We start from the raw sequence: 24769 nt of genomic DNA, 5'->3' as shown, positions 1-24769 counted from the left end.
GGTCAGGAAAGTGTGCCGATCATAGAGGCTGGCCCGTGGGCCTTCCAGCCGGTGTCCAGTCTTCCCGGCCAACCGGCCCTTCTGCCAGATCGTTTCTGCACGCGCCTGGACGGCTTCTTCAGGCCGCCGACCAGTTGTGACGTTCTGTGAGTGCTTCGGGGGTGTCGGCTTCCGCGATTTTTCGCCCCCTTCACCCGACCGGTGCAGGCAAACAGGGCGCAGTACGACAAATCGCCACAGGCTGGGTGCGGTGTCCCGCGATCCTCACCCGGAGGTACTCGTGCCGCATCCGTTTCCGCGCGCCCGACTGCGCAGCACCGCGGCCGTGTTCACCACCATGTCGGCGCTCGCCGCCACCTCCCTCGGCACCGGCCTCTCGGCCGCCGAGCAAGACTCGGCCGCGCCCTGCGCCCTGACCCGGACCGACGCCCACCACTCGGAGGGCCTGGACACCTGGAACGCCGCCTATCCGCGTCCGGCCCGGACCCTGGACGCGGTGATGGTCTTCCTGTCCTTCCCGGACGCCCATCCGCTGACCACGCCGCAGGAGCTGACCGCCGACCACTTCCCGGCCACCACCCGCTTCTTCGAACGTGCTTCCTACGGCCGTTTCACCCTGCGCCCGCACGCGATGCGGCACTGGATCCAGATGCCGCAGTCGTCCACCGCGTACGACATACGGCGCGACTGGAGCCCCCGGCATCGGTCCGCCTACCTGCGCGACGCCCTTTCCGTGGCCGACCCGCAGGTGGACTTCTCGCGCTACGACGTCGTGTACTTGGTCGCCGACCCGGACGCGCCCGGCGTGGACTCCGACGCGACCAAAGTGGTGAACCTGACGAGCCCGCTGCGGGCCGACGGCACCGACCTGCGGCGGATCGTCACGGTGTTCGAGCAGCACCCGCCGGACCGGCTCGTCCTCGCCCACGAGACCGGGCACGTGTTCGACCTGCCCGACCTGTATCACCGGCCCGCGGACGGCAAGGGCGACTGGGACACGCACGTCGGCGACTGGGACCTGATGGGCAGCCAGTTCGGACTCGCCCCGGACCTCTTCGCCTGGCACAAGTGGAAGCTGGGCTGGCTGGATCTGCGGCAGGTGCGGTGCGTGCAGGGTGCCGGGCGCGCCCGGCTGACCCTGGAGCCGCTGGCGGCGGGGCCGGGGGTGCCGGCGACGGGGACCGCGGGGGCGCCGGCCTTCGGCCTCGGGCGGGGCGCCAAGCTCGCCGTGGTGCGGACCGGGCCGGACAGCGTGCTCGCCTTGGAGGCGCGCGGGCCGGTGGGCAACGACGTGGCCACGTGCCGGCAGGGGGTGCTCGTGTACCGGGTGCGGAACGGGGCGCAGTCCGGGGGCGGGCCCATCGAAGTGATCGACGCCCATCCGCGTACGGACGCGTGCTGGGAGGACTCCGTCTACCCGCCCCTGGCGGACGCACCGATCGGCATCGGGGAGAGCTTCACGGTGCCGGGGGAGGACGTGCGGGTGAAGGTGGAGGGGCGCACGGTCTCCGGGGCGTGGACGGTGAAGATCGCGGTGGGGCGCTGACGGGTTTCGGGGCGCGGAGTGCCGTGGTACGGAGTTCCGCGGGCACGCGAAAGGCCCCTCGCTTTCGCGAGGGGCCTTTCACCGTCTGTGCGCCGCCAGGGACTCGAACCCCGGACCCGCTGATTAAGAGTCAGCTGCTCTAACCAACTGAGCTAGCGGCGCCTGCTGACGTCGTAGACCTTAGCATCCTGGTCGGCGGGAGGAAAAATCGAAATCCGAACCGCTGAGCGGGCCGCCCGGACGGCCGCCCAGAGCAGTACCTCGGGGCCGGGGAGCCAGGGCTGACGGGTGTCGGGGGCGACCAGCCAGCGGGACGCCGAGCGGCGGACGGGGGAGACGCTCCCCGAGGGCGCGGGGACGGTCACGGCGTCGCCGGTGCCGTGGCAGAGCAGCAGCGGCACCGCGTCCGTACGGGTGGTTTCCCGGCGGTCCCGCGCGCCCCACTCCTCCCATTCCAGCAGCGCGGGGAGCCGCTGAGCCGTCCCCGGGGCGGCGAACAGCAGGATCCGCCCGCGGAACTCCGCGACCGGGCCCGAGCCCGGGCCGTCGTCCCACAGCCGGTCGAGCATCCGCCGGCCGAACATCGCGGGAGCGCTGACGACGTCGAAGACGGCCCCGCAGGGCAGCACGACCGGTGCGTCCGGCCGTTCCTCCCACAGGGCGAGCGTGCTTCGCGGATACGTTCCTGCCGAGGCGAGCCAGGCGGCCCCGTGCGGGGTGACATCGGAGGCGTTCCATGAGCTGCTCATGGCACCCAGGTCTACCCGCCGTGAGCGCCCGGTTCCCGAGGGTTGCGGGAAAACGGGACAGGAGGGGGTGGGAGGGAGTATCTTGCCCGCCTGGCATATGCCAGGTGATCGGGAAGGGTATCGGGAAGGGCTTGTTCTACTCGGTCTCGCCGGGCCCCCGGCCCTCGGCGCCGCCCCGCATCAGATCCCGCCCGAACTCGACCATCTTCTTGGCGTAGTCCTCGGTCCACTCGGCCCGCTCGGCGATGTCCGCCGTCGTCAGCCGGTCGAACCTCCGCGGGTCGGCCAGCTGGGCCGCCGCCATCGCCTGGAACTCCACCGCCCGGTCCGCCGCGGCCCGGAACGCCAGCGTCAGCTCCGTCGCCCGGGCCAGCAGGGCCCGGGGGTCGTCGATCGACTCGAGGTCGAAGAAGTGCTCAGGGTCGGAGGCCGCCTCCGCGGGCTCGAAGAGCAGGGGCGCGGGGCGTAGCCGCGGTTCGTTCCGACGCGGCGTGGGCTCCGCCATGTCTTCTCCTCCTCGTACGTCGCGCTGGCCCTCCCCCGCGGGCGGGGGACTCCCAGGTGGAGTGGGCCACCGTCCATTGTCTCGCGGGCGCGCAAGTGGGCATCGCGGTAGTGGGTACGGCCGCCCCACCACCCGGTGTTCGTCACGGCTTCGGGGAGGCGCCGTGTTCCGGCCAGATCACGGTGGGGAGGGGGCAGCCCGTGGTGCCGGTCATGGTCGCCAGGTCACTCGGTGTTCCGCCAGGTGTGCCAGCACCGCGTGGTTCGCCTCCCAGCCGTCCGGGCTGTTTTCATCGGCCGCCTCCGGCGGCGTGCCGGCCTCCGGCCGGCGGTGGGGAGGGCGCAGCTTGTGGTGCCGGTCATGGTCGCCAGGTCACTCGGTGTTCCGCCAGGTGTGCCAGCACCGCGTGGTTCGCCTCCCAGCCGTCCGGGAACTTCACCACCGTCCCCAGTTGCACCGGCTCCGTCGACGGATAGTCGTCCAGCAGGTCGGTCACCCCCGCCCGGCAGACCACGATGCAGGCGTGCCGGTGGCGGGAGGCCAGGACGCAGAGGCGGCCCGTTTCCAGGTGGAAGGCCGTGGCGTCGGGGCGGCCGGAAAGGGGGTGGAGGACCACCGTGACGTCGTACTCCCGGCCCTGCAGCCGGTTCGCCGTGTCCACGACCACGTCGGTGACGCCCAGGCCGGCCAGGGCCGCGCGGACCGCGGCCGCCTGGTCCCGGTGGGCCGTGCCGACGGCGATCCGGTCGGCGGTGAGGGGCGAGGGGGCCGGGAGCTCCGAGGTCGCCGCACCCGCCCGGTCCAGCAGGCGCCGTACGACCGTCGCCACCGCCCGCACCGCCTCCGGGTCCGTGCGCGGCGTGTGCCGGGCGGGCAGCTCCAGCAGGCCCCAGCCGGAGGCGGCCGCCTCGTCGATCACCCGGTCGGGGCCCGAGCCGTCCGACGGCACAGCGAAGGCCAGGGTCCGGTCGCCGGGGCCGGTGCCGCTGCGGAACGGCGTGTACGGGTAGAACGCGTCCGAGACCAGGGGCGCCGCCGACGCCGGGAGCCGCCAGGAGACCGGCAGGCGGTGCTGGGGCAGCTCCGGGTTGTGTGCGAGCAGCGTCGTCACCGCCGAGGCCGACGGATCGTACGCCAGGCCAGCCCACTGCTCGCTGCCCACGATCGCGAACGGATCGAGCTGCCCCGGATCGCCCACGAACAGCGCCCGCTCGAACAGCCCGGCCACCGCGAGCAGCGCGTCCGAGCGCATCTGGTACGCCTCGTCGACGATCGCGTACGGCCACGGCTCGTCGACCTTGACGTGCGCCCACTTCGCCGCCGTCGAGATCACCACGGACAGCCCGGCGAGGTCGGCCGCCTTGGCCGACTTGCGTACGTTCTCCAGGCCGTCGAGCGCCTTGTCGTACGGGTCGGCGTCGCTGCTGTGCAGCCGGCCCACCGGTAGCTCCGGGTTCTTCTCGGCGAGCCGCAGGACCAGATCGTCGACCTGGGCGTTGGTCTGCGCGACCACCATCAACGGGTGGCCCGCCTCCGCCAGTTCCAGAGCCGCGCGGACCACCAGCGTGGACTTGCCCGCGCCCGGCGGGGAGTCCACGACGACCCCGCGCGCGGTGCCGTGCAGGGTGTCGCGCAGGATCGCGTCGGTGGCCTGCGCCGCGGCGGCCGAGGGGTCGAACACCGTGGTCACAGCACATCCTCCTCGGTCACCGGGTCGGCCGCCTCCAGGGCCGCCTCACCGGGCGGACCGCCGTGCGTCCACGGCGTCTCCTCCGGGTCGGGCAGCTTCGCGCCGCCCCGCTGCTCGTGCTCGAAGAGCGTGAAGCACACCCGGTCGCCCTTCTCCGGCACCGAGCCCGGCTCGGGCTCCTTGCCGCGGCCCATCTTGTCGAGGACCCGCAGCACGACGCACGCGCCGTCCTCCTCGGCCGCCACGAACTCCGCCGACTGCGGCTTCCCGCCCAGCGACCGGTACACCTTCGTCCGCTCGCCGAGCTGCGGCCGGTCGTCCGTGCGGACCGTGACCAGGGGGCGCGGGCTCGGCCGCTTGCCGTCGCTGTACGCCATCACGACATCGGTGACCTCACCCGCGAACGCCTCCCCGGACAGCCGCCGGCCCGCCATCACCAGCGGATCGTCGAGGGCCTCCTGCGCCTCCAGCCGGGCCTGCTCGCGCTCGCGCGTGGCGAGCTTGTTCGCCGCGGTGACCGCGTCGTCGCGGCGCGGCTGCGGGGGCTCACCGGCCAGCACCCGGTCGCGGTGGCCGGTGAACGACCAGCGGTCGCGGGTCCACCGCTCCTCGACCCGCGCCCCCTCGGGCAGCTCCCGCAGCAGGTCCAGGCCCCGCCAGACCGCGTCCCAGGTGGGCCGGGTGCGGCTGAGCACCAGGTCGCGGATCTCCCGCTCGGCGGCGGTCAGCGCACCGAGCCGGTCGTCCGCCTCCAGACCGTCCTCCGCGGCGGCGAGGGCGGTGCGGGCCCGGTCGTAGCGCTCGATGGCCGGGGCGAGCAGCTTGTTGTCGAACGCCGGGTCGGTGGCCGGGCCGGCCGGCGGGCACGTCAGCTGGCCCTGCTCGTCCCGCTCCAGCTCGGCCCGCAGCGCTGCCTCCGCGCCGGTGACGCCCTCCGGCGGGTCGATCCAGGCGAGCAGCGCCCCCAGGTGCTGGTCCTCCAGGGTGGACTGCCCAGTCACCCAGTGCCGGCCCAGCACGTCGGTCATCGCCAGCAGCAGCGAGGAGCCGGGCACCCGGGCCCGCTCCCCGAAGTGCGTCAGCCACCGCCCGAGCAGCGGTACCCGGGGCGGCGCCGGATAGGGAGCCTCCGGGTCCTGCTCGGCCGTCCGCCGGAACCGCATCGAGCGCCCGAGCAGCCGCACCAGGTCGATGCCGGCACGGCTCGGCACGATCAGCTGCGGCGCGTCCGCGCACAGATCGACCTCGACCTTGACGCGCTTGCCGGTCTCCGGGTCGGTCTCGGTGCGCTCCGCGGCCTCCACGGTCTCGGCGTACCCGTCCACGTACGGCAGCACGATGTCGGCCAGTTCGGCCAGGAACGCGAACCTCAGGTCGCGGTCGCGGGGCTGCGGGACGGCCAGCAGGCGCGGCGCGTCCCGGTCGGTGCCGACCAGCGCGCCGAGCGGGGCACCGGCCTCACCGGCGGTGATCAGCGGCACGAACACCAGCGGGCGGTCGCCGAGGTGGCGGTGCCGGACGGTGGCGGCGGGCTGGGCCCGGCCCGTGCTGACGGCTTCGAGGCGGGCCAGGGTGGAGATCAGCGACACGCCGCCTCCAGTGCCTCGGCGCGCAGGGCGGCCGCCCGCCGCAGGGCCGCCACGGCCGGGTCGTCGGGATCGCCCGCCTCGCCGCGCGCGGCCGCGAGGACCTGCTCCACGGTCGTCAGCCCGCCCAGCTCCGCCCGGACCGGACGCCCGAGCGTGGTCACCGCGCCCTCCTGGCGGGACCGGGCCCGGCAGTGGAAGGCCAGTTCGCACGCGGACAGGCACTCGGGTGCGTACGTCGCCGGGACCGACTCCACGGCCGCCGTCAGTTCCTCGGCCGGCAGCTCGGGCGAGAAGCAGGTGCCCTCGGGGAGCGCGTCGGCGATGTCCTCGATGCGGGTCAGCCGGGCCAGCTGACGGGCCGTGACCGCCCGCTGCTTGCGGATGTCGACGGCGGACGCGGCCGGCAGGTTGGAGAAGTCCCGGGGGCACACCAGCAGGACCCGGTGCCGCACCTGCGGGGCCGGCGCCCCGCCCCGCTCCGCGCCGAGACGTGCCGCGACCTCCTCCAGGGCCAGCACGTACACCGCCGCCTGCCGGGCGGCCGCCCCGACCTTCGCCGGGTCCGCCGAACCGTCCAGCAGGGGGAAGGACTTGATCTCCACGACCGTCCAGCCGCCGTCCGGATGCACCACCACCGCGTCCGGCTCCAGGAACGCGGGGGAGCCCGCGACGTCCAGCGCGAGCATCGGATGGTCGAGCAGCGTCCACGCGCCCGGATGCGCGGCGGCCTCGCGCAGCTCCAGCTCCGTACGGGCCGTGCGTCCCTGGGGGCCGGTCGCCGTCAGGTCGGGCACGCGCGCGTCGGAGGGCGGCTCGGCGGACCGGTCGAGCTTCTCGTGCACCAGCCGCAGCAGCTCCGCGCCACCGTCGGCCTTGACCTTCGCCTCGAAGGCGTTGCCTCTGGTGAGCGCGAACTGCGACTGCCCGAACGCCGACGGCGAACCCAGCGCGCTCGCCAGGGCCGTCTTGTTCACCCCGGCGCCGTCGAGGATCGCGCGCCGCGCACAACCGGGGTTGGCGGCCAGCGCCGCCAGGGCCCGCGCGTCCAGTGCCTTCGCGGGTACGTCGGGCCCGCGCAGCTCAGCGAGCCGCTGCCGGAGCGCCGTCCCCCGCGTCCTTGGGAGAGGCACCCGGCTCGGCTCCGTCTTCGAACCGCGACTCGCGCTGCCGTGGAATTCGCTCACCCGCGGAAGTCTGGCATCCGGCACTGACAATCGAGGAACCCGCGGCGGAAGAGTCCGCCGCGACCGGTGCGACGCGCGGCACGAACCGTGACTTGACGCGGTCCGCGGTGCGCATCACGGCGGGGGTCAGCAGCAGTCCGGCACCCATGACGGCCGCGCCCGCCACCGCGTCGAGGAAGTAGTGGTTGGCGGTGCCCATGACCACGATCGTCGTGATCAGGGGGTAGGCGACGGCGGCCGTCTTCGTCATGCGCGTACCGCCGAAGCGCCACAGCATCACTCCGCACCACAGGGCCCAGCCCACGTGCAGACTCGGCATCGCCGCGTACTGGTTGGTCATGTCCCCCATGCCGCGCGGCGCGCTCGCGGCGCCGCCCCACCAGCCGTACGAGCTGTACTGCGCCATCGTGTCCACGAAGCCGTGGCTCGCGTCGAGGAGCCGGGGCGGGCAGGTCGGCAGCAGGGTGAAGCCGATCAGACCGATGAGGGTGGACGTCATGAGCCAGGTGCGCGCGGCGCGGTAGCGCACGGCCCGGGAACGGAAGAGCCACACCAGGACCGCCGGTGTGACCAGGTAGTGCAGCGACGCGTACCAGAAGTCGGCGGGTATGCCTATCCAGGCCTCGCGCGTGAAGAGGCGGTTGAGCGGGTGCTCGAAATTGAGGTACAGCGCCTTCTCGAAGCGCAGGAGCGCCAGACCGTGGTCGACGGCACCGGAGACGTCACCGCGGGCGAGGAGCCGGCCGGCCGAGTAGAACCCGTACACCAGAAGGATCAGCGGCAGCTCGGTCCACCAGCGCAGCCTGGGCGCGGGGGCCGCCTCGGTGCCCGGTGTCTCGGTGTGCTGCATCCGATCGTCCTCCCCCTTCGTCATCACGCGTAGCCCGTTCGGCCGTGCCACTTTACGGTGTGGACCCGCGCCCCGGGGGGCGCCTTCGGCCCTCAAAGACGCAGAGATCGCCCCCCGGGTTGCCCGCGGGGGGCGTGCGCGATGATGGAGGAGTTCCCCTTACGTCGTACTTCTCGCGTTGTTCTTCCGGAAAGGAGCCCCATGGCCGCGCGCATCCTGCTGGCCCGCCACGGACAGACCGAGTGGTCCCTGTCCGGCAAGCACACGGGCAGGACGGACGTGCCGCTCCTGGAGGAAGGCCGGCGCGGCGCCGAGCGGCTCGGCGAACGCCTGCACCGGGCGCCGTACGACGGTCTGGCCGGCGTCGAGGTCCGCACCAGCCCGCTGGCACGCGCGCGTGAGACCTGCGAACTGGCCGGCTTCGGCGACCGCGCCCGCTCCTGGGACGCGTTGCTGGAGTGGGACTACGGCACGTACGAGGGCATGACCCCCGCGGACATCCAGGCCATCCGGCCCGGCTGGCTGATATGGCGCGACGGCGTCCCGGGCGGGGAGTCGCTCGCCGAGGTCACCGCCCGGGCCGACGAAGTGGTCTCCTGGGCCCGCTCCGAGGACCGCGACGTCCTGGTCTTCGCCCACGGGCACATCCTGCGCTCCATCGGGGCGCGGTGGCTGGGCCTCCCGATCGACTTCGCGGCCCGGATACGGCTGAACCCCACATCGCTGTCGGTGCTGGGATGGGCCTACGGGGAGCCGGCGATCGAGAGCTGGAACGACCTGGGGCACCTGGGCGTGCCGGGAGTCGCGCGGCAGGCGTGACGTTCGCCACAGCCCCTCAGGTCATGCGCGGGGCCGAGGCGTGCCTCTCCAGGAACGCCGACACCCCGGAGGCCCTGCGGTGCGGCAGCAGCACCCGGGCCGTCGCCGCCAGCATCGTCTGCACGCGGGACGACTGGACCTCCTCCAGCAGATCCAGCACCCGCATCCCCGCCACCGCCGCCTCGTCCGGCCGCCCCCCGCGCGCGAGGTCGTCCGCCAGCTCCGCGGTGTAGAGGGCGATGTTCCGCGTGAAGTGCGGATCCTGCAGAGCGGCGGCCCGGCGCGCGTGCCGCGCCGCCCGGGGCCAGTCGCCGAGCGTGGACCAGCACTGCGCCTCCAGGCCTTCGAGTTCGGCCTCCCCGTAGAAGCTCATCCACTCGGGGTCGGCGTCCGAAGGGCCCCGCTCGAAGAAGGCCTGCGCCCGGGCCAGTGCCTGTTCGCAGCCGACGCGGTCGGCGAGCCCCGCCCAGCCGCCCGCCTCACGCAGCGCGAGCAGCGACATCAGCCGGGCCGAGCCCAGCGGCCGGGCGACGCGCTGCGCGGCCTGGGCCGCCCGGACCGCCTCGCGCGGCCGGCCCGCATCGCGCGCGAGGAACGCCGTGTTGCAGAAGGCGTGCGCCTCCAGGCCCGGGTCACCGGTCATCCGGGCGGTCGCGAGGGCCTCCGCGTAGTGCGAACGGGCGTCGTCGAAGCGCCCGGAGTCGTGGGCCAGCCAGCCCACGGAGATGGCCAGTTCACCGGCGCCCGAGTAGAGCCGGTCCGCCGTCGTCTGCCGGGTCGCGCCGGCGTCCAGCAGGGCGTAGGCGGCGCGCAGCGGGGCGGCCGCTCGACGGTAGAGGCCGTCGGCCCCGTGCCGGTCGTCCAGCAGCCGGATCCGGCGGACGGCTTCTTCCAGGGCGCCCGCGTCGCTCGCCCCGGCGCGGTGCACCGGACGCTGCGCCGCGGCGGCGTCGAGGGCGAGGCCGACAGGCCCCAGTGAGGCGGCGGCCACCGTGGCGCCTCCGCCGGTCATGAACGCGCGACGTAGCACGTCGCTCTCCTCGTAGGTGTCGTGCGGGTGGTGCGGGTCGTACGGGTTCTGCGTTTCATACGGCTCGCCCGCCCCGCTGGTCTCACTCGTGACGTTCGCCGGGTTCGCGGTGCGCGTCAGGGGCGCGCCCTCGGTTTCGCGCGCCCGGCGTCCGCGTACCGACGAGCGGGGCGCGAACCCCAGGTCTGTGAGCGTGCGGCCTGGGAACATGTGCAGGAACACCCGTTCGTACGCGTAGTTGGGGCAGCGGATCTCGCCCGCCTCGACCCGGCCGATGTATCGCGCGTCACAGCTGACCCGCTCGCCGATCTCGAGCCCGGCCCGGCGGATCGCCGCGGCGAACTCGGCCGGTGAGCGCTGTCCGCGCAGTCGCCGGAAGACGAGGTTCGGCCGTGGCGGCCGGTGGGGTTGGGACGAGGTCACCGATGACGACGCCATGGCCGGGTCCTCCCGTGCGAACCGTCGAACCATGCCGAACATGGGGCGACTTGATGCGATGTATCCGTATCGTCTACCCCGTGTCCGGCGAGCAAGAACGTACCTGCTGTGATGGAGTCGCCACGCTGGGTTTGGCTACAAACCGGATATCTCATCCGTGATCTGCCATGAAGTGCCATCCTTTGCGGCTGACTTCCGGCGTAGCCCTTGACGGACTTCCGCGTTGAACTGTGCGGACCGGGAGGCCCCCGACTCCCGACCGCTCGTCCAAGCAGGGGTTTTCGTGGTGGAGGCCGGGATGAGAACCAGCCGGATCAACGATCCTCGTACGCCGCCGGGCACACCGACGGCCGGCTGCGATGTGGTGACGGTGCCGGCACGGCAAGGGCTGGAGGCGGTCGACATCCTGCGGCGCGGGCCAGGGGACGCGGTGGGCCCCGTGCTGCACGACGACGGCGGCGACACCCTCGGCTTCCTGGTGCCGCCGGGGACGGCCGCCGCGTGGGACGTGCCCGGGAGCACCTGCACGGAGACCGACGGACGCGGACTGCCCCTGGCGCCCGAACCTCCCGGCGCGGGACCGGACTGGCTGCTGCCGCCGGGCGAGGCCGACCTCGCGACGGACCCCGCGGTGCTGCGCGAGGCCCTGGGGGAGGCCGCCCGGATGATCAAGGCGGCGGACAGCTGCCGCTGAAGCGCCCCCGGGCGCCGGGTCGTGGGAGCGTACGCCCCGCTTAACAGGCCACCCCGATAATGACCCCATGGGAAAGTCCAGGGGCGGCCGGCGCAGACAGGCCGGTGCGGAGACCGTCGTCGAGAGCGTCGACGGCGGGCTCGCCGAGCTGATACCCGACCGCGATCGGGCCCGGGCCTGGACCCTGGTGATCGACGGAGCCCCGCAGTCGCACGTCGACCTGGACGACCCCGCATACCTGTCCTTCGAGTACCAGCGCCGCCTCGGGCACGTGATCGACCTCGTCGCCCCGCCCGGCCGGCCCCTGGACGCTGTGCACCTCGGCGGCGGCGCCCTCACCCTCGCCCGCTACGTCGCCGCCACCCGGCCCCGCTCCACCCAGCAGGTCGTCGAACGGGACGGCACCCTCGTCCAACTGGTCCGCCGAGAGCTGCCGCTGGATCCGAACGCGCGCATCAGGGTGCGCTCCACCGACGCCCGCGAGGGCCTCGCCAAAGTGCCGGACGGCTGGGCCGACCTCGTCATCACCGACGTGTTCAGCGGGGCCCGGACACCGGCGCACCTGACCTCGACCGAATTCCTCGACGACGTGCGCAGGGCCCTCAAGCCCGGCGGTGTCTACGCCGCCAACCTCGCCGACGGGCCGCCGCTCACCCACCTGCGCGGCCAGATCGCCACCGCCGCCGCCCGCTTCGGGCAGCTCGCGCTGGTCGCGGATCCGGCGGTGCTGCGCGGCAAGCGCTTCGGAAACGCCGTCCTGGTCGCCTCCGACCACCCGCTGCCGACCGCCGAGCTGACCCGCCTCGCCGCCTCCGACCCGCATCCCGCCCGGGTCGAGCACGGCAGGACGCTCACGGACTTCACCGGAGGGGCCGCGCCCGTCACGGACATCGCGGCGGTGGCGTCGCCGGCGCCCCCGGCCTCGGTGTTCAGGTGACCGGCCACGGCGCCCGCAAGGCGCCGATGGCCGCCCGCGGCACTCAGTAGGTGCCGATCTCCACCCGCGGCGGCCCGTCGTGCCACGTGCAGAACACCGACACCCGGTCCGCACCCGAGGAGAACTCCACGCGGATCCACGACTCCGTCTTCCACACCTGCATCGACCAACCCGCCCCGGGCGTCGCCGAAACGAGCGACGCGGACGTCTTCCCGAGATCGAAGACCGCCCGGCCGCCGTCGGTGTCGTAGCTCTTCACCCGGCCCGAGGCGGCGGGGGCGGTGCGGGGCGAGGGCGTGGGGGCGGGGCTCGGTTTCCCGGACGCGGACGCCGGGGGCGTGCTCGGCGCCCGCCGCTTCGGCGGAGGCGTCCGCTCCGGCGGTGTGGCCGGCGCCTTCGGCTCCCGCGTGGCCGCGTCTGCGGCCTTGATGGGCAGAGCGCGCGGCGGATCGTAGGCCGTCCCCGCCATCACCGTGTGGACGCCCCACCACGACAGCGTGACCGCCGCGCCCGTGGCGAGCAGCCAAGCCAGTACGTGTACGAGTCCTCTGCGCATCGCGGGCCATACTGCCTCACGCGCCCCACGCGTTGTCCGCAAACCGGCTCGTGCGGTGGTCCGTTGTCCCCAGCCGGGGAGTTGTCCACAGGCCCGTACCCGGCTGTTCGAGATGGCGTACGGTGCGGCGCATGGCAAGTGTGCTCGTGGTCGAGGACGACCAGTTCGTACGCTCGGCGCTGATCCGGCACCTGACCGACGCCTCGCACACCGTGCGCAGCGTCGGGACGGCACTGGAGGCGCTGCGCGAGGTCGCCCATCTCCGCTTCGACGTGGTGATCCTGGATCTCGGACTGCCCGATCTCGACGGGTCCGAGGCCCTGAAGATGCTGCGCGGGATCACCGACGTGCCGGTGATCGTCGCCACAGCGCGGGACGACGAGACGGAGGTCGTCCGGCTGCTGAACGCCGGAGCGGACGACTACCTGACCAAGCCCTTCTCGGTCGAGCACCTCTCGGCCCGCATGGCGGCCGTGCTGCGCCGCGCCCGCTCCGGCGCCGCGGAAGGGGAGCCGTCCCCCGTGATCCGGGTCGGCGGCCTGACCGTCGACCCGCTGCGCCGCCAGGCCGAGCTGGACGGCGCCCGACTCGACCTCACCCGCCGCGAGTTCGACCTGCTCGCCTTCCTGGCCCGCCGGCCCGGCGTCGTCGTCCCCCGCAAGGAACTGCTCGCCGAGGTGTGGCAGCAGTCCTACGGCGACGACCAGACCATCGACGTCCATCTGTCCTGGCTGCGCAGGAAACTGGGCGAGACGGCGGCCAACCCGCGCTATCTGCACACCCTCCGGGGCGTCGGAGTGAAGCTCGAACCGCCGGGAGCGGGTGCTCCCCGATGAGGTGGGCCCTGGTCAAGGTGTCGCTGGCCGTGACCACCATGGTCGTGGTCGCCTTCGCGGTGCCGCTCGGGCTCGTCATCCGCGAGATGGCCCGCGACCGCGCCTTCTCCAGCGCCGAGCGGGAGGCCGCGGCGGTCGCCCCCGCCCTGTCCATCACCACCGACCGCGACCAGCTGGAGCGGGTCGTCGCCTCGGCCGGTTCCGACGCCGGGATGGCCGTGCACCTCCCGGCTGGCGACGGGCAGGAGGCCCTCGAACTCGGTCGCCGGCGCGCCGCCGAAGCCGACATCGCGGCCGTGCGGAAACTGGGCCGCGCCTCCACCACCGGCGTCCCCGGCGGCTCGACGCTGCTCCAGCCGGTCGCCCTCAGCACCGGCAAGATCGCGGTCGTCGAGGTGTACGTGCCGGAGTCCGACGTCACCAACGGCGTGGGCACGGCCTGGGCGGTGCTCGCCGCGGTCGGGGTGGCGCTGATCCTCGGCTCGGTCGCGGTCGCCGACCGGCTGGGCGTGCGCATGGTCCGGCCCGCGCAGCGCCTGGTCGAGGGAGCGCACGACCTGGGGGAGGGCCGGCTGGGGGCCCGCGTCCCCGAGGAGGGCCCGACCGAACTGCGGCTCGCGGCGGTCGCGTTCAACTCCATGGCCGACCAGGTCGTCCAGCTCCTGGCGAACGAGCGGGAGCTGGCGGCGGATCTGTCCCACCGGCTGCGGACGCCCCTGACGGTGCTGCGGCTCAACACCGCCTCCCTCGGCGAGGGACCGGCCGCCGACCAGACCCGCACGGCGGTGGAGCAGTTGGAGCGCGAGGTCGACACCATCATCCGTACGGCCCGGGAGGCCAAGCCGCAGACGGCCGCGGCCGGTCCGGGCGCCGGTTGCGACGCGGCCGAGGTGGTCCGGGAACGGATGGCGTTCTGGTCGGCGCTCGCCGAGGACGAGGGCCGCAAGTGGCGGGTGGCCGGGGCCGACCGGCCGGTGCGCATACCCGTGGCCCGCGCCGACCTGGCCGCCGCGCTCGACGCGCTGCTCGGAAACGTCTTCCGGCACACCGCGGAGGGCACCGCCTTCGCGGTCGACGTGCACAACGGCGAGGACGCGGTGATCGTCCTCGTCTCCGACGCCGGCCCCGGCATACCCGACCCCGAGGCCGCGATGGCGCGGGGCCGCGGCTCCGGGAGCGACGGCTCGACCGGGCTCGGCCTGGACATCGTGCGCCGGCTGGCGGAGTCCACCGGCGGGGACGTACGGATCGGCTCCTCGGTGCTCGGCGGCACCGAGGTGCGTATCTGGATCCAGCTCGACGGCCGCGCACCGGCGAGCGGAGGCCACCGGCAGATGCGGCGCCGCCGCCCCGGCAGGCTCGCGGCCCTCCAGCACCGCTCCCGGTCCCGCTGAGCGCTCCCGCGAGCCGCCTTCACGGGACGGTCACGTTTCGACAAATGAAGGAAACGACTCTTGACGCATGACCGGACATGCGGCTGTCATTGCGCCACCGTGTTCGGTCAAGTTGATTTCTGGTCGATTAAGACTGGATTTCACGCCACACCCTGTGGCCGAACCCTGCCCTCAGGAGCCGTTCATGCACGACCTCTCGCCCTCCGGTTTCTCCCTCCCCGCTCCCAGCCGCCGCACCCTGCTGCGCGGCATGGGCGGCGCGGCCCTGCTCGGCGCCGGCATACCCCTGCTGAGCGCCTGCGGCGGCAGCGGCTCGTCCGCCGACCCGAAGACGGTCAGTCTCGGCTCCAACTCGTCCGACGCCGTGCCGAAGAAGGCCTTCGCGGAGATCTACGCCGCCTTCACCAAGAAGTCCGGCATCAAGGTCGACGTGAACACCAAGGACCACAACACGTTCCAGGAGCAGATCAACTCCTACCTGCAGGGCACGCCCGACGACGTGTTCACCTGGTTCGCCGGCTACCGCATGCAGTTCTTCGCCTCGAAGAAGCTGGCCACGCCGATCGACGACGTGTGGCAGAAGATCGGCGGCAACTTCCCCGAGGCGATGCACAAGCTCAGCAAGGGCGAGGACGGCAAGTACTACTTCGTGCCGCTGTACACGTACCCGTGGGCGGTGTTCTACCGCAAGAGCGTCTTCGCGCAGCACGGCTACGAGGTCCCGGCCAACTGGGACGACTTCGTCGCCCTGTGCAAGCGGATGCAGAAGGACGGGCTGGTCCCGATCGCCTTCGGCGACAAGGACGCCTGGCCCGCGATGGGCACCTTCGACCAGATCAACTTCCGCACCAACGGCTACGACTTCCACGTCGAGCTGATGGCCGGCAAGGCCTCCTGGACCGACCCCAAGGTGCGCAAGGTCTTCGACCACTGGACGGAGATCCTGCCCTACCACCAGGAGGGCGCGGTGGGCCGCACCTGGCAGGACGCGGCGCAGACGCTGGTGGCCAAGAAGGCCGGCATGTACCTCCTGGGCACCTTCGTCGGCCAGCAGTTCACCGACAAGGCCGACCTGGACGACCTCGACTTCTTCGCCTTCCCTGAGATCGACCCGCAGTTCGGGCAGGACACCGTCGAGGCGCCGACCGACGGCTTCATGCTCTCCAAGGCCCCTAAGAACCGCGACGGCGCCGTCAAGCTCCTGGAGTACCTGGGCACCCCCGAGGCCGAGCAGATCTACCTCAAGGCCGACTCCAGCGTGGTGGCCGCCTCCACCAAGGCCGACACCTCCTCGTACACCGCGCTGCAGAAGAAGTCCTACGAGATGATCTCCGGCGGGAAGAGCCTCACCCAGTTCATGGACCGCGACTCCCGCCCGGACTTCACGTCCACGGTGATGCAGCCCGCGCTGCAGAACTTCATCCGCAACCCGAAGAACGTCGACAGCATCCTCTCGTCGATCGAACGCCAGAAGAAGACGATCTTCGCCTCCTCCTGACCGAACGGAGACTCGACGACTCGGATCCGACATGACCGCCACCCCCGCGAAGGCTCCGGAGCCGGCCACCCAGCCGGCTCCGGGGCCCGCCCCCACCCCCACGCCCGCCAAGGCGCCCCACGGCCACCGGCGGCTGCTCACCCGCCGCGACCGCCTCACGCTCGGCCTGATGGCGGGCCTGCCCACGATCCTGCACGTCGCCCTGGTGTGGCTGACGGCCCTCGCCTCGATCGCGCTGGCCTTCACCACCTGGGACGGCATCGGCTTCGACTCCATCACGTGGGTCGGCCTGCAGAACTTCCGGGAACTGTTCACCAGCAACCCGCAGTTCTGGCCCGCCGTCGAGCACAACGTGATCTGGTTCGTGGTGCTCATCCTGCTGCCCACGCCCTTCGGCCTGTTCCTCGCCGTGCAGCTGGACAAGAAGATCCGCTTCAGCCGCGTCTACCAGACCGCGTTCTTCCTGCCGGTCGTGATGTCGCTGGCGGTCATCGGGTTCGTCTGGCAGCTGATCTACAACCCCGACACGGGCCTGATCAACAGCATCATCGGCGCCAACAAGCCCGGCCACTACATCGACTGGATCGGCGACCCGGACCTCAACCTGTGGGCGATCCTCATCGCCGCGTCCTGGCGGCACGCCGGCTACATGATGATCCTCTACCTGGCCGGCCTGAAGAGCGTCGATCCCGCCCTGCGCGAGGCCTCCGCCCTGGACGGCGCGAACGAGTGGCAGACGTTCAAGAACGTCGTCTTCCCGACCCTGCGGCCCACCAACACCGTCGTCCTGGTCGTCACGATCATCGAGGCGCTGCGCGCCTTCGACCTGGTCTTCGTCTTCAACAAGGGCGCCCAGGGCACCGAACTGCTGTCGATCCTGGTGACCAACAACATCATCGGCGAGTCCAGCCGCATCGGATACGGCTCCGCGATCGCCGTCGTCCTGCTGGTCATCTCCCTCGCGGTGATCATCCCCTACCTGATCGCCACCTTCCGGAAGGAGCGGCGCGCATGAGCACCCTGAGCGGCCCGCGGGGGCAGCGCACCCCGATCCGCCCGGCCCGGGTCCTGCTGCACACCTTCCTCGTCGTCACGGCACTGGCCTGGCTCGCGCCCCTGCTGTGGGCCCTGCTCGCGGCCATGCGGCCCTACGCGGAGACCAGCGCCAAGGGCTACGTCTCCTGGCCCGACAAACTCACCCTCGACAACTTCACCAACGCCTTCCAGCAGTCGGACATGCTGCACTACTTCGGCAACACGCTGCTGATCGCTGTCCCGGCCGTGCTGCTGACGCTGCTGCTGTCGTCGATGGTCGCCTTCTACGTCAGCCGCTTCGACTTCCGGCTCAACCTGTTCCTGCTGCTGGTGTTCACCGCCGGCAACCTGCTGCCCCAGCAGGTCATCATCACCCCGCTGTACCGCCTGTACCTGCTGATCGACCTGCCCGGCATCACCATGAGCGGCAAGCTCTACGACTCAGCCCTCGGCCTGGTACTGATCCACGTGGCGTTCCAGTCCGGCTTCTGCGCCTTCGTGCTCAGCAACTACATGCGCTCCCTGCCGCACGAACTGACCGAGGCCGCCCTCGTCGACGGCGCCTCCGTCTGGCGGCTGTACTGGCAGATCGTCCTGCCGCTGTGCAAGCCCGCCATGGCCGCCCTCGCCACCCTGCTGTCCATCTGGATCTACAACGACTTCTTCTGGGCCATCGTCCTGATCTCCACCGGCGAGAACATGCCGATCACCTCGGCACTGAACAACCTCTCCGGCCAGTACTTCACCGACCCCAACCTGGTCGCCGCCGGCGCCCTGCTCACCGCGATCCCGACCCTGATCGTGTACTTCGCGCTCCAGCGCCAGTTCGTCAGCGGCCTCACCCTCGGCGCCAACAAGGGCTGACGCCCACCCCCGAAAGAGAGCCTCCGTGCACCACCCCTTCACCCCGGTCGCCTCCGTGCCGGTAAACCCGCGCAGGGCCCGCGTCCACGAGGAGGGCTGGCAGTCCTGGAGCCCCAGCGGCACCTACGCCCTGGACGCGACGCCGCACCGCCCGGCCAACGCCAACTGGGCCACGGTCTGCTACCGCCCCGGCGTCACCGTCCCGGCCGGCACCTTCCAGGGCGAGGGCCTGCTCGCGCTCGACCCCGGCGACGGCTCACCGGTCCGCCTCTGGGCCGCGGCCGAGCCGACGCACGACGTGCCGTCGATCCGGCTGACCCCCGGGGACGGGCAGATCGCCGAGATCAGCGCCGACGGCCCGGTGAAGGAGTGGACCGGCCCGGACGTCCAGACCGTCCTGGGCGACTGGGCCACCGGCCTCGGCCTCGACGCCCCCCGCCCGGCACCGACCGTCTGGTGCTCCTGGTACGAGTACTTCACCGCCGTCACCGAGGACGACATCCACGAGAACCTCCGCGCGATGGACACCCTCGACCTGCCCGTCGACGTCGTCCAGATCGACGACGGCTACCAGCGGGCCCTCGGCGACTGGCTCACCCTCTCCGGCCGCTTCCGCTCCCGCGCCGGTATCGCCGAGAAGATCCGCTCCCGCGGCCGCCGCGCAGGCATCTGGACGGCCCCGTTCCTCGTCGACCCGGCGAGCGAACTGGCCGCCGCCCACCCCGGCTGGCTGGTCCGCGACACCACCGGCGGCTTCGCGCACGCCGGCCGCAACTGGGGCCACGACCTGCGCGTCCTGGACACCACCCACCCGGACGCCGCCGCGTACCTGACCGAGGTCTTCACGACCCTGCGCGCCGAGGGCTACGACTACTTCAAGACCGACTTCCTCTACGCGGGCGCCCTGGACGGCGTACGCCACGCCGACACCGACGCCCTCACGGCCTACCGGGCCGGCATCGCCCTGATCCGCGAGGCGATCGGCGAGGACGCCTACCTCCTGGGCTGCGGCGCCCCGATGCTCCCCTCCATCGGCCTGTTCGACGCCATGCGCGTCAGCCCGGACACGGCCCCCCACCGCCGCCCCGAGGCCGATGACCACAGCCAACCCGGCCAGGACCCGGCCGAGTTCACCGGAGCGGCCCGCCAGTGGCAGCACAACCGCCTCTGGACCAACGACCCGGACTGCCTGATGGCCCGCCCGGCGGTCGAGACCCGCGAGCGCTGGGCCGCCCACGTGGAGTCCACCGGAGGCCTGATGGCCTCCAGCGACCGCCTGCTCTCCCTCGACCAGTGGGGCGTGGAGACGACCCGCCGGCTCCTGTCGGGCACCCGCCACTGACACGGAGTGGGGCGCGGCACTCCCCTAATCGTGCCGCGCCCCGTTCCCCCGTCGGTCAGACCGCCTCGACCTCGGGCAGCGCCCCGGTCCGCGCCGCCCGGCCGTACCACCGGGCACTCGTCTTCGGCGTGCGCTCCAGCGTCGCGTAGTCCACGTACACCGCGCCGAAGCGCTTGCCGTAGCCGTAGGACCACTCGAAGTTGTCCATCAGGGACCACAGGTAGTAGCCGCGGACGTCCGCGCCGTCGGCGATCGCCCGGCGGACCGCCGACAGGTGGCCGTGCAGGTAGGCCACCCGCTCCGGGTCGTGCACCCGGCCGTCGGAGTCGATCTTGTCGTCGTAGGCCGCGCCGTTCTCCGTGATGTACAGCGGCAGACCCGGTGCCTCCCGGGTATAGCGCATGATCAGCTCGTGCAGGCCGGTCGGGTCGATCGTCCAGCCCATCTCCGTGCGGTCGCCGGGCGTTTGGTGGAAGGCGACGTCGTCCGCGCCCGGCCACGGCGAGTGGTCGCTCGCCCCGTGCCCGTCGGCGCGCGGCACCTCCGCCGACGCGTCCGCCGCCGACACCAGCGCGGGCGTGTAGTAGTTGAGACCCAGCGCGTCCAGCGGCTGGTTGATCAGCTCCAGATCGCCGTCGAGGACGTAGTCCCAGTCCGTGAGACCCGCCGTCGCCACGTACAGCGACTCCGGGTAGGCGCCGTGCAGCATCGGCCCGTGGAACACACCGTTGGCCAGGTCGTCGATCCTCGCGGCCGCCGCCAGATCCGCCGGGTCCTGCGAAAGCGGCCGCACCACCGAGGAGTTGAGGCTGACCGCGACCGTGTTGCGGGCCGGCATCACCGACCGCAGCGCGGACGCGCCCAGCCCGTGCGCCAGGTTCAGGTGGTGCGCGGCGCGCAGCGAGGCCGCCGGGTCCGTACGGCCCGGGGCGTGCACCCCGGAGGCATAGCCCAGGAACGCGCTGCACCACGGCTCGTTGAGCGTGATCCACTGCTCCACCCGGTCGCCCAGCGCCTCGCCGACGATCTGCGCGTACTCCGCGAACCGGTACGCCGTGTCACGCTCAGGCCAGCCGCCCGCGTCCTCCAGCTCCTGCGGCAGGTCCCAGTGGTAGAGCGTGACCGCCGGCTTGATGTCCCTGGCCAGCAGCTCGTCCACCAGCCGCCGGTAGAAGTCCAGGCCCTTCTGCACCGCCGGGCCCCGGCCGGTCGGCTGCACCCGCGACCACGAGATGGAGAAGCGGTAGGCGCCCAGGCCCAGCTCCGCCATCAGCGCCACGTCGTCGCGGTAGCGGTGGTAGTGGTCGACAGCGATGTCACCGGTCTCACCACCGGCCGTCTTGCCCGGCGTATGGCTGAAGGTGTCCCAGATCGACGGCGTACGGCCGTCCTCCCGCACCGCGCCCTCGATCTGGTACGCGGACGTCGCCGCGCCCCACAGGAAGGCGGGCGGGAAGGTCACCGCAGTGGCCGGGTTCTCGGAGTCAGGCATGGAAGCGCTCCCAAAGGGGGTCGAGGAGACCGATGTCGGAGGGGGAGGGGAGGAGAGAAGGGGCCGGAGCGGCGCTGACCCGGCCCCCGGGAAAGATCAGCCCTTGACGGCGCCCTGCATGATGCCGCCCACGATCTGCTTGCCGAAGATCGCGAAGACCAGCAGCAGCGGCAGCGTGCCCAGCAGCGCGCCGGCCATGATCAGGGACTGGTCGGGGGTGTAACCGCGACCCAGGCCCGCGACCGCCACCTGCACGGTCGGGTTGCCCATCTGGGTCAGCACGAGGAACGGCCACATGAAGTCGTTCCAGGTCTGCACGAACGTCAGCATCCCGAGCACGGCCATCGCGGGCCGGGCCGCCGGGAACACCACGTGCCACACCACGCGCCAGCTGCTCGCGCCGTCCACACGAGCCGCCTCGATGATCTCGTCCGGCAGCGCCTGGATCAGGTACTGCCGCATGAAGAACACGCCGAACGCGCTCACCAGCGACGGAAGGATCACCGCCTGCAACTGGTCGGTCCAGTCGAGCTTGGCGACCATCATGTACAGCGGGATCACACTCAGCTGCGGCGGCACCATCATGGTGCCGATCACGATCAGCATCAGCGCGCCGCGGCCCCTGAACCGCAGCTTGGCGAAGGCGAAACCGGCGATCGTCGACATGAAGACGATGGTCAGTGCCGAAGTGCCCGCCACGATCGTGGTGTTGAGGAACGCCTCACCCAGGTTGGCGTCCTTCCAGGCGATCTCCAGCTTGTCGAACAGACCCGAACCGAACCAGAACGGCGGCGGCGTCTGCGCGAGCCGCTGGTTGTCACGCGAGGCGGCGATCGCCGTCCACACCAGCGGGAACAGCGACACGAGCGTGAACACGATGAGGATCGCGTACGCGATCGGGCCACCGTGCAGCTGCCCGCCGGCCCGCGCGGACTTCGGCAGCCGGGGGCGTTTGGTCTTCTCGACGGGCTTGGTCTCCGGGGGCGTCACAGTCGTCGTCACGGCCACAACTCCTTAGCTACTGGCGCGCAGCCGGCGCGAGATGACGTAGTTGACGATGCCGATGACGATCAGGATCAGGAACATCGTCCAGGCGATCGCCGAGGCACGGCCCAGGTGCTGGGCGACCCAGCCCTGCTCGTACAGATACAGGCCCAGCGTCTGGAACTGGTGCTCCGCGCCGCCGGAGGTGCCCTTGTTGGCGTCGAACAGCAGCGGCTCGCCGAACACCTGGCTCGCCCCGATCGTCGAGACGACACAGGTGAACAGGATCGTCGGACGCAGCGCCGGCAGCGTCACATGGATGAACTGCTGCCAGCGGTTGGCCCCGTCCAGGGCGGCCGACTCGTAGAGGTCGTGCGGGATCGCCTGCATCGCGGCGAGGTAGATCAGCGCGTTGTAGCCGGTCCAGCGCCAGATGATGATCGACGAGACGGCGATCTGCGAGGGCCACTTGTCGTTCTGCCAGTCGACCGGGTTGATGCCGACCGTGTCCAGCGCCCAGTTGATCATGCCGTAGTCACGGCCGAAGAGCAGCACGAACACCAGCGAGGCGGCGGCGATCGAGGTCGCGTACGGCGCGAGCATCGCGACCCGGAAGAACGTCGAGGCCCGCAGCTTGTAGTTGAGGATGTGGGCGATGCCCATCGCCATCAGCAGCTGCGGAACGGTGGAGATGATGCCGATGGTCAGGGTGTTCTTCGCCGCGTTCCAGAAGAAGTCGTCGTCGAAGATCCGGGTGTAGTTGCGCAGCCCGACCCAGTTCATGTCGGTCGGCGCGGTCAGCTCCACCTGGTGCAGCGAGGCCCAGCCCGTGTAGATCAGCGGGAACAGGCCGAACGCGATGAACAGCAGGAAGAACGGGGACACGAACGCGTACGGGCTCCAGCGGATGTCCCGCTGCCAGCGCCGGGACAGCCGGTCCCGGCGGCGCCGCTCCTTCTCCGCGGCGGCGTCCTCGGGCGGGCGGCCCGGGGCCGCGCCCCCCTTCACGGGGGGCGCGGCGGTGTCGTTGCGGGTGGCCATACGGGTCACTGGTCCAGCTTGTTGTCGATGGTCTTGATCGCGGACTCCCAGGCGTCCTTGGCCGACTTGCCCTTCGTCACCAGGATCACGCCGTTGTCCGACAGGCCCTGCATGATGATCTGGTCCTTCGGGCCGATCACCTGGACCGGGGCGGCCTTGGCGGCCTCGGCGAAGATCGGACCGATCTTCTGGTCACCGGTCATCTCGTTCGTCGCGCCCGTCACTTCGGGCATGGTGTAGGCGGACGGGGCGCTCGGGAAGCTGGCCTGCACCTTGAACAGCTTCGCCTGCTGCTCCGGCGCGGTCAGCCAGGTCACGAACTTCTGGGCTTCCTTCACGTTCTTGCCGCTCTTCGGCACGGTGAGGAAGGTGCCGCCCCAGTTGCCGCCCTTGGGCGCGACGGCCACGGCCCACTTGCCGGCGGCGTCGGGCTTCGCGTTGCCCTTGATCGTGCCCAGCATCCACGGCGGGCAGGCGATCGCGGCGAACTTGTTGTTGGCGATCGTGGAGTTCCAGGACGGCTGGAACTGGGTCTGCGACTGGACGAGGCCCTTCTCGGCGGCCTCCGCGGTTAGGTCGAAGGCGGCCTTGACGGCCGGGTTCGTCTTGTAGATGACCTCGCCGGAGGAGTCGTAGAACTTCTCCTTCTCGCTGCCGAGGATCGCGTTGATCAGACCGCCGGGGGAGTCCATGAAGAAGGTGCCCTTGGGAGCCTTCTCCTTGTACCGCTCGCCGACGTCGACGAGCTTGGCCCAGTCACCGGCCCACAGCTGGCCGACCTCGGCCGGATCGGTGGGCAGACCGGCCTGCTTGAAGAGGTCCGTGCGGTAGCAGATCGCCATCGGGCCGACGTCGGTGCCGAGGCCGATCGTCTTGCCGTCCTTGGTGGTGGCCTGCTGCCACTTCCAGGGCAGCCACTTGCTCTTGTCCACGCCCGGAGCCTTCGACATGTCCTCGAGCTTGTCGGCCTGGGTGGCCGTCACCTCGGCGATGTTGGCGACTTCGACGGCCTGGACGTCCAGCAGACCGCTGTTGGTGGTCAGGTGGTTCAGCAGCGCCGGGTAGTAGTTCTCGTTGCGCTCGACGACGTTCTGCTCGATCTTGATCTTCGGGTTGAGCTTCTCGTACTCGGCGTAGAGACCGGCTTCCTTGAAGCCCATGGTGCCGAAGAGGCCCACCGAGATCGTGGTCTTGCCGCCGCTGTCGCCGTCCGACGAGTCGGAGCCGCCGTTTCCGCCGTCGTCGGCACAGCCGGCCAGCAGCCCGGCGCCCAGCGACGCGACGGCCGCGACGACCATCGCCTTGCGGGCGGTTCGGATGCGTGCTCGCATGTCGTCCTCCTGTTGCCCTGACGTGCCGACCCCCCGGCCAACTGCATCGTCGGACCGTTTTCACGCGCTTAAGGCTCGGGCGGGGAACGTGCGGGTTGTGTATGTGTCAGGTAGTGTGGGAGCGCTCCCACCAGTGATGTGTTGAAGAGTCCCCGGTCGCGGCGGGGGTGTCAAGGGACCGGACAGGGAGAGATGCGTTCAGTTATCGGGCTGTTAACTGGACCCGGAACGGGCTCGGTTGAGGCCCGGGCAAGTGATATCAAGCCGATCCGGGCGCCGGTCGTACCGGCTTTCCCGGCCGAAGCGGAAGACCGGGGGCAGTAAGCCCTCGGCGGCAATCACAGGGCTGACGAGCCTGTTAAATT

22 protein-coding genes and 1 tRNA gene are annotated in these 24769 nt (G+C 71.7%); 10 read left to right on the top strand and 13 right to left on the bottom strand.

Translation table 11 applies throughout. From position 1 onward, the window contains the following. Positions 1–280: 280 nt before the first annotated feature. Positions 281–1546 (top strand): M6 family metalloprotease domain-containing protein, encoded by a 1266-nt coding sequence (locus tag HNR57_RS08610; protein ID WP_184558897.1) that lies wholly within the window; start codon positions 281–283, stop codon positions 1544–1546. An 88-nt stretch (positions 1547–1634) separates the two neighbouring features. Here HNR57_RS08610 and HNR57_RS08605 read toward each other — a convergent pair. The 7 genes from HNR57_RS08605 to HNR57_RS08575 all read right to left on the bottom strand — a co-directional run bounded on the left by HNR57_RS08605 (position 1635) and on the right by HNR57_RS08575 (position 8113). Further along, positions 1635–1708 (bottom strand) — tRNA-Lys (locus HNR57_RS08605). Beyond that, positions 1699–2295 (bottom strand): bifunctional DNA primase/polymerase, encoded by a 597-nt coding sequence (locus HNR57_RS08600; RefSeq protein ID WP_184558488.1) that lies wholly within the window; start codon positions 2293–2295, stop codon positions 1699–1701. Before HNR57_RS08600 ends, HNR57_RS08605 begins: the two co-directional genes overlap by 10 nt. A gap of 136 nt (positions 2296–2431) precedes the next feature. Then, the gene (locus HNR57_RS08595) at positions 2432–2800 is read right to left on the bottom strand and encodes a DUF8844 domain-containing protein (RefSeq protein WP_184558486.1); all 369 of its coding nucleotides are present in this window, start codon (positions 2798–2800) and stop codon (positions 2432–2434) included. 358 nt (positions 2801–3158) lie between these two features. After that, entirely contained in the window at positions 3159–4490 is a 1332-nt protein-coding gene (locus HNR57_RS08590; RefSeq protein ID WP_184558484.1) for an AAA family ATPase, read from the bottom strand. After that, positions 4487–6079 carry an amino acid adenylation domain-containing protein gene (locus HNR57_RS08585; RefSeq protein WP_184558482.1) on the bottom strand — a complete coding sequence of 531 codons (1593 nt, stop codon included), beginning with the start codon at positions 6077–6079 and terminating at the stop codon, positions 4487–4489. Before HNR57_RS08585 ends, HNR57_RS08590 begins: the two co-directional genes overlap by 4 nt. Continuing rightward, the gene (locus tag HNR57_RS08580) at positions 6070–7209 is read right to left on the bottom strand and encodes a hypothetical protein (protein ID WP_184558481.1); all 1140 of its coding nucleotides are present in this window, start codon (positions 7207–7209) and stop codon (positions 6070–6072) included. The genes HNR57_RS08585 and HNR57_RS08580 overlap by 10 nt, the downstream gene beginning before the upstream one ends. Next, a complete protein-coding gene (locus HNR57_RS08575) occupies positions 7160–8113 on the bottom strand; it encodes a phosphatase PAP2 family protein (RefSeq protein WP_184558480.1) in 954 nt (317 codons plus the stop codon). The genes HNR57_RS08580 and HNR57_RS08575 overlap by 50 nt, the downstream gene beginning before the upstream one ends. Positions 8114–8314: 201 nt before the next feature. Between HNR57_RS08575 and HNR57_RS08570 the strand changes: the two genes are divergently transcribed. Next, positions 8315–8932: a histidine phosphatase family protein gene (locus tag HNR57_RS08570; protein WP_184558479.1), complete on the top strand. Its 618-nt coding sequence runs from the start codon at positions 8315–8317 to the stop codon at positions 8930–8932. A gap of 16 nt (positions 8933–8948) precedes the next feature. On the opposite strand, the gene HNR57_RS08565 is transcribed toward HNR57_RS08570, so the two are convergent. Then, positions 8949–10400 (bottom strand): NsdA family TPR-like regulatory protein, encoded by a 1452-nt coding sequence (locus tag HNR57_RS08565; RefSeq protein WP_184558478.1) that lies wholly within the window; start codon positions 10398–10400, stop codon positions 8949–8951. Between the two features lie 298 nt (positions 10401–10698). Here HNR57_RS08565 and HNR57_RS08560 point away from each other — a divergent pair, with 298 nt between their 5' ends. Both HNR57_RS08560 and HNR57_RS08555 read left to right on the top strand, forming a co-directional pair. After that, positions 10699–11094: a hypothetical protein gene (locus tag HNR57_RS08560; protein WP_184558477.1), complete on the top strand. Its 396-nt coding sequence runs from the start codon at positions 10699–10701 to the stop codon at positions 11092–11094. A gap of 67 nt (positions 11095–11161) precedes the next feature. Next, positions 11162–12031 (top strand): spermidine synthase, encoded by an 870-nt coding sequence (locus HNR57_RS08555; RefSeq protein WP_184558476.1) that lies wholly within the window; start codon positions 11162–11164, stop codon positions 12029–12031. Between the two features lie 43 nt (positions 12032–12074). On the opposite strand, the gene HNR57_RS08550 is transcribed toward HNR57_RS08555, so the two are convergent. Next, on the bottom strand, positions 12075–12587 hold the full coding sequence (locus HNR57_RS08550; protein WP_184558474.1) for a hypothetical protein: 513 nt from the start codon (positions 12585–12587) through the stop codon (positions 12075–12077). 131 nt (positions 12588–12718) lie between these two features. On the opposite strand from HNR57_RS08550, the gene HNR57_RS08545 reads away from it, so the two are divergent. The 6 genes from HNR57_RS08545 to HNR57_RS08520 all read left to right on the top strand — a co-directional run bounded on the left by HNR57_RS08545 (position 12719) and on the right by HNR57_RS08520 (position 19556). Further along, the gene (locus tag HNR57_RS08545) at positions 12719–13423 is read left to right on the top strand and encodes a response regulator transcription factor (RefSeq protein ID WP_184558472.1); all 705 of its coding nucleotides are present in this window, start codon (positions 12719–12721) and stop codon (positions 13421–13423) included. Next, positions 13420–14817: a sensor histidine kinase gene (locus HNR57_RS08540; RefSeq protein ID WP_184558470.1), complete on the top strand. Its 1398-nt coding sequence runs from the start codon at positions 13420–13422 to the stop codon at positions 14815–14817. Before HNR57_RS08545 ends, HNR57_RS08540 begins: the two co-directional genes overlap by 4 nt. 184 nt (positions 14818–15001) lie before the next feature. Next, positions 15002–16315, top strand: a complete 1314-nt coding sequence (locus HNR57_RS08535; protein ID WP_184558468.1) for an ABC transporter substrate-binding protein — start codon at positions 15002–15004, stop codon at positions 16313–16315. Positions 16316–16346: 31 nt separating this feature from the next. Next, on the top strand, positions 16347–17330 hold the full coding sequence (locus HNR57_RS08530) for a carbohydrate ABC transporter permease (protein ID WP_184558467.1): 984 nt from the start codon (positions 16347–16349) through the stop codon (positions 17328–17330). Next, positions 17327–18214, top strand: coding sequence for a carbohydrate ABC transporter permease (locus HNR57_RS08525; protein ID WP_184558465.1), 888 nt, complete (start codon positions 17327–17329; stop codon positions 18212–18214). Before HNR57_RS08530 ends, HNR57_RS08525 begins: the two co-directional genes overlap by 4 nt. A gap of 25 nt (positions 18215–18239) precedes the next feature. Then, entirely contained in the window at positions 18240–19556 is a 1317-nt protein-coding gene (locus HNR57_RS08520; RefSeq protein ID WP_184558463.1) for a glycoside hydrolase family 36 protein, read from the top strand. A 55-nt stretch (positions 19557–19611) separates the two neighbouring features. On the opposite strand, the gene HNR57_RS08515 is transcribed toward HNR57_RS08520, so the two are convergent. From HNR57_RS08515 to HNR57_RS08500, 4 genes are all read right to left on the bottom strand, one after another. Beyond that, a complete protein-coding gene (locus tag HNR57_RS08515) occupies positions 19612–21048 on the bottom strand; it encodes a GH1 family beta-glucosidase (RefSeq protein ID WP_184558461.1) in 1437 nt (478 codons plus the stop codon). A 96-nt stretch (positions 21049–21144) separates the two neighbouring features. Then, positions 21145–22050, bottom strand: coding sequence for a carbohydrate ABC transporter permease (locus tag HNR57_RS08510; RefSeq protein ID WP_184558460.1), 906 nt, complete (start codon positions 22048–22050; stop codon positions 21145–21147). Between the two features lie 12 nt (positions 22051–22062). Next, a complete protein-coding gene (locus tag HNR57_RS08505) occupies positions 22063–23073 on the bottom strand; it encodes a carbohydrate ABC transporter permease (protein ID WP_184558895.1) in 1011 nt (336 codons plus the stop codon). 5 nt (positions 23074–23078) lie between these two features. Beyond that, the gene (locus HNR57_RS08500; RefSeq protein ID WP_184558458.1) at positions 23079–24404 is read right to left on the bottom strand and encodes an ABC transporter substrate-binding protein; all 1326 of its coding nucleotides are present in this window, start codon (positions 24402–24404) and stop codon (positions 23079–23081) included. Positions 24405–24769 lie beyond the last annotated feature (365 nt).

The organism is Streptomyces paradoxus (genome assembly GCF_014202475.1).
GTDB classification, from domain to species: domain Bacteria; phylum Actinomycetota; class Actinomycetes; order Streptomycetales; family Streptomycetaceae; genus Streptomyces; species Streptomyces paradoxus.
The sequence above is the reverse complement of the archived record's forward strand: the minus strand, read 5'-3'. Positions and strand labels throughout refer to the sequence as shown.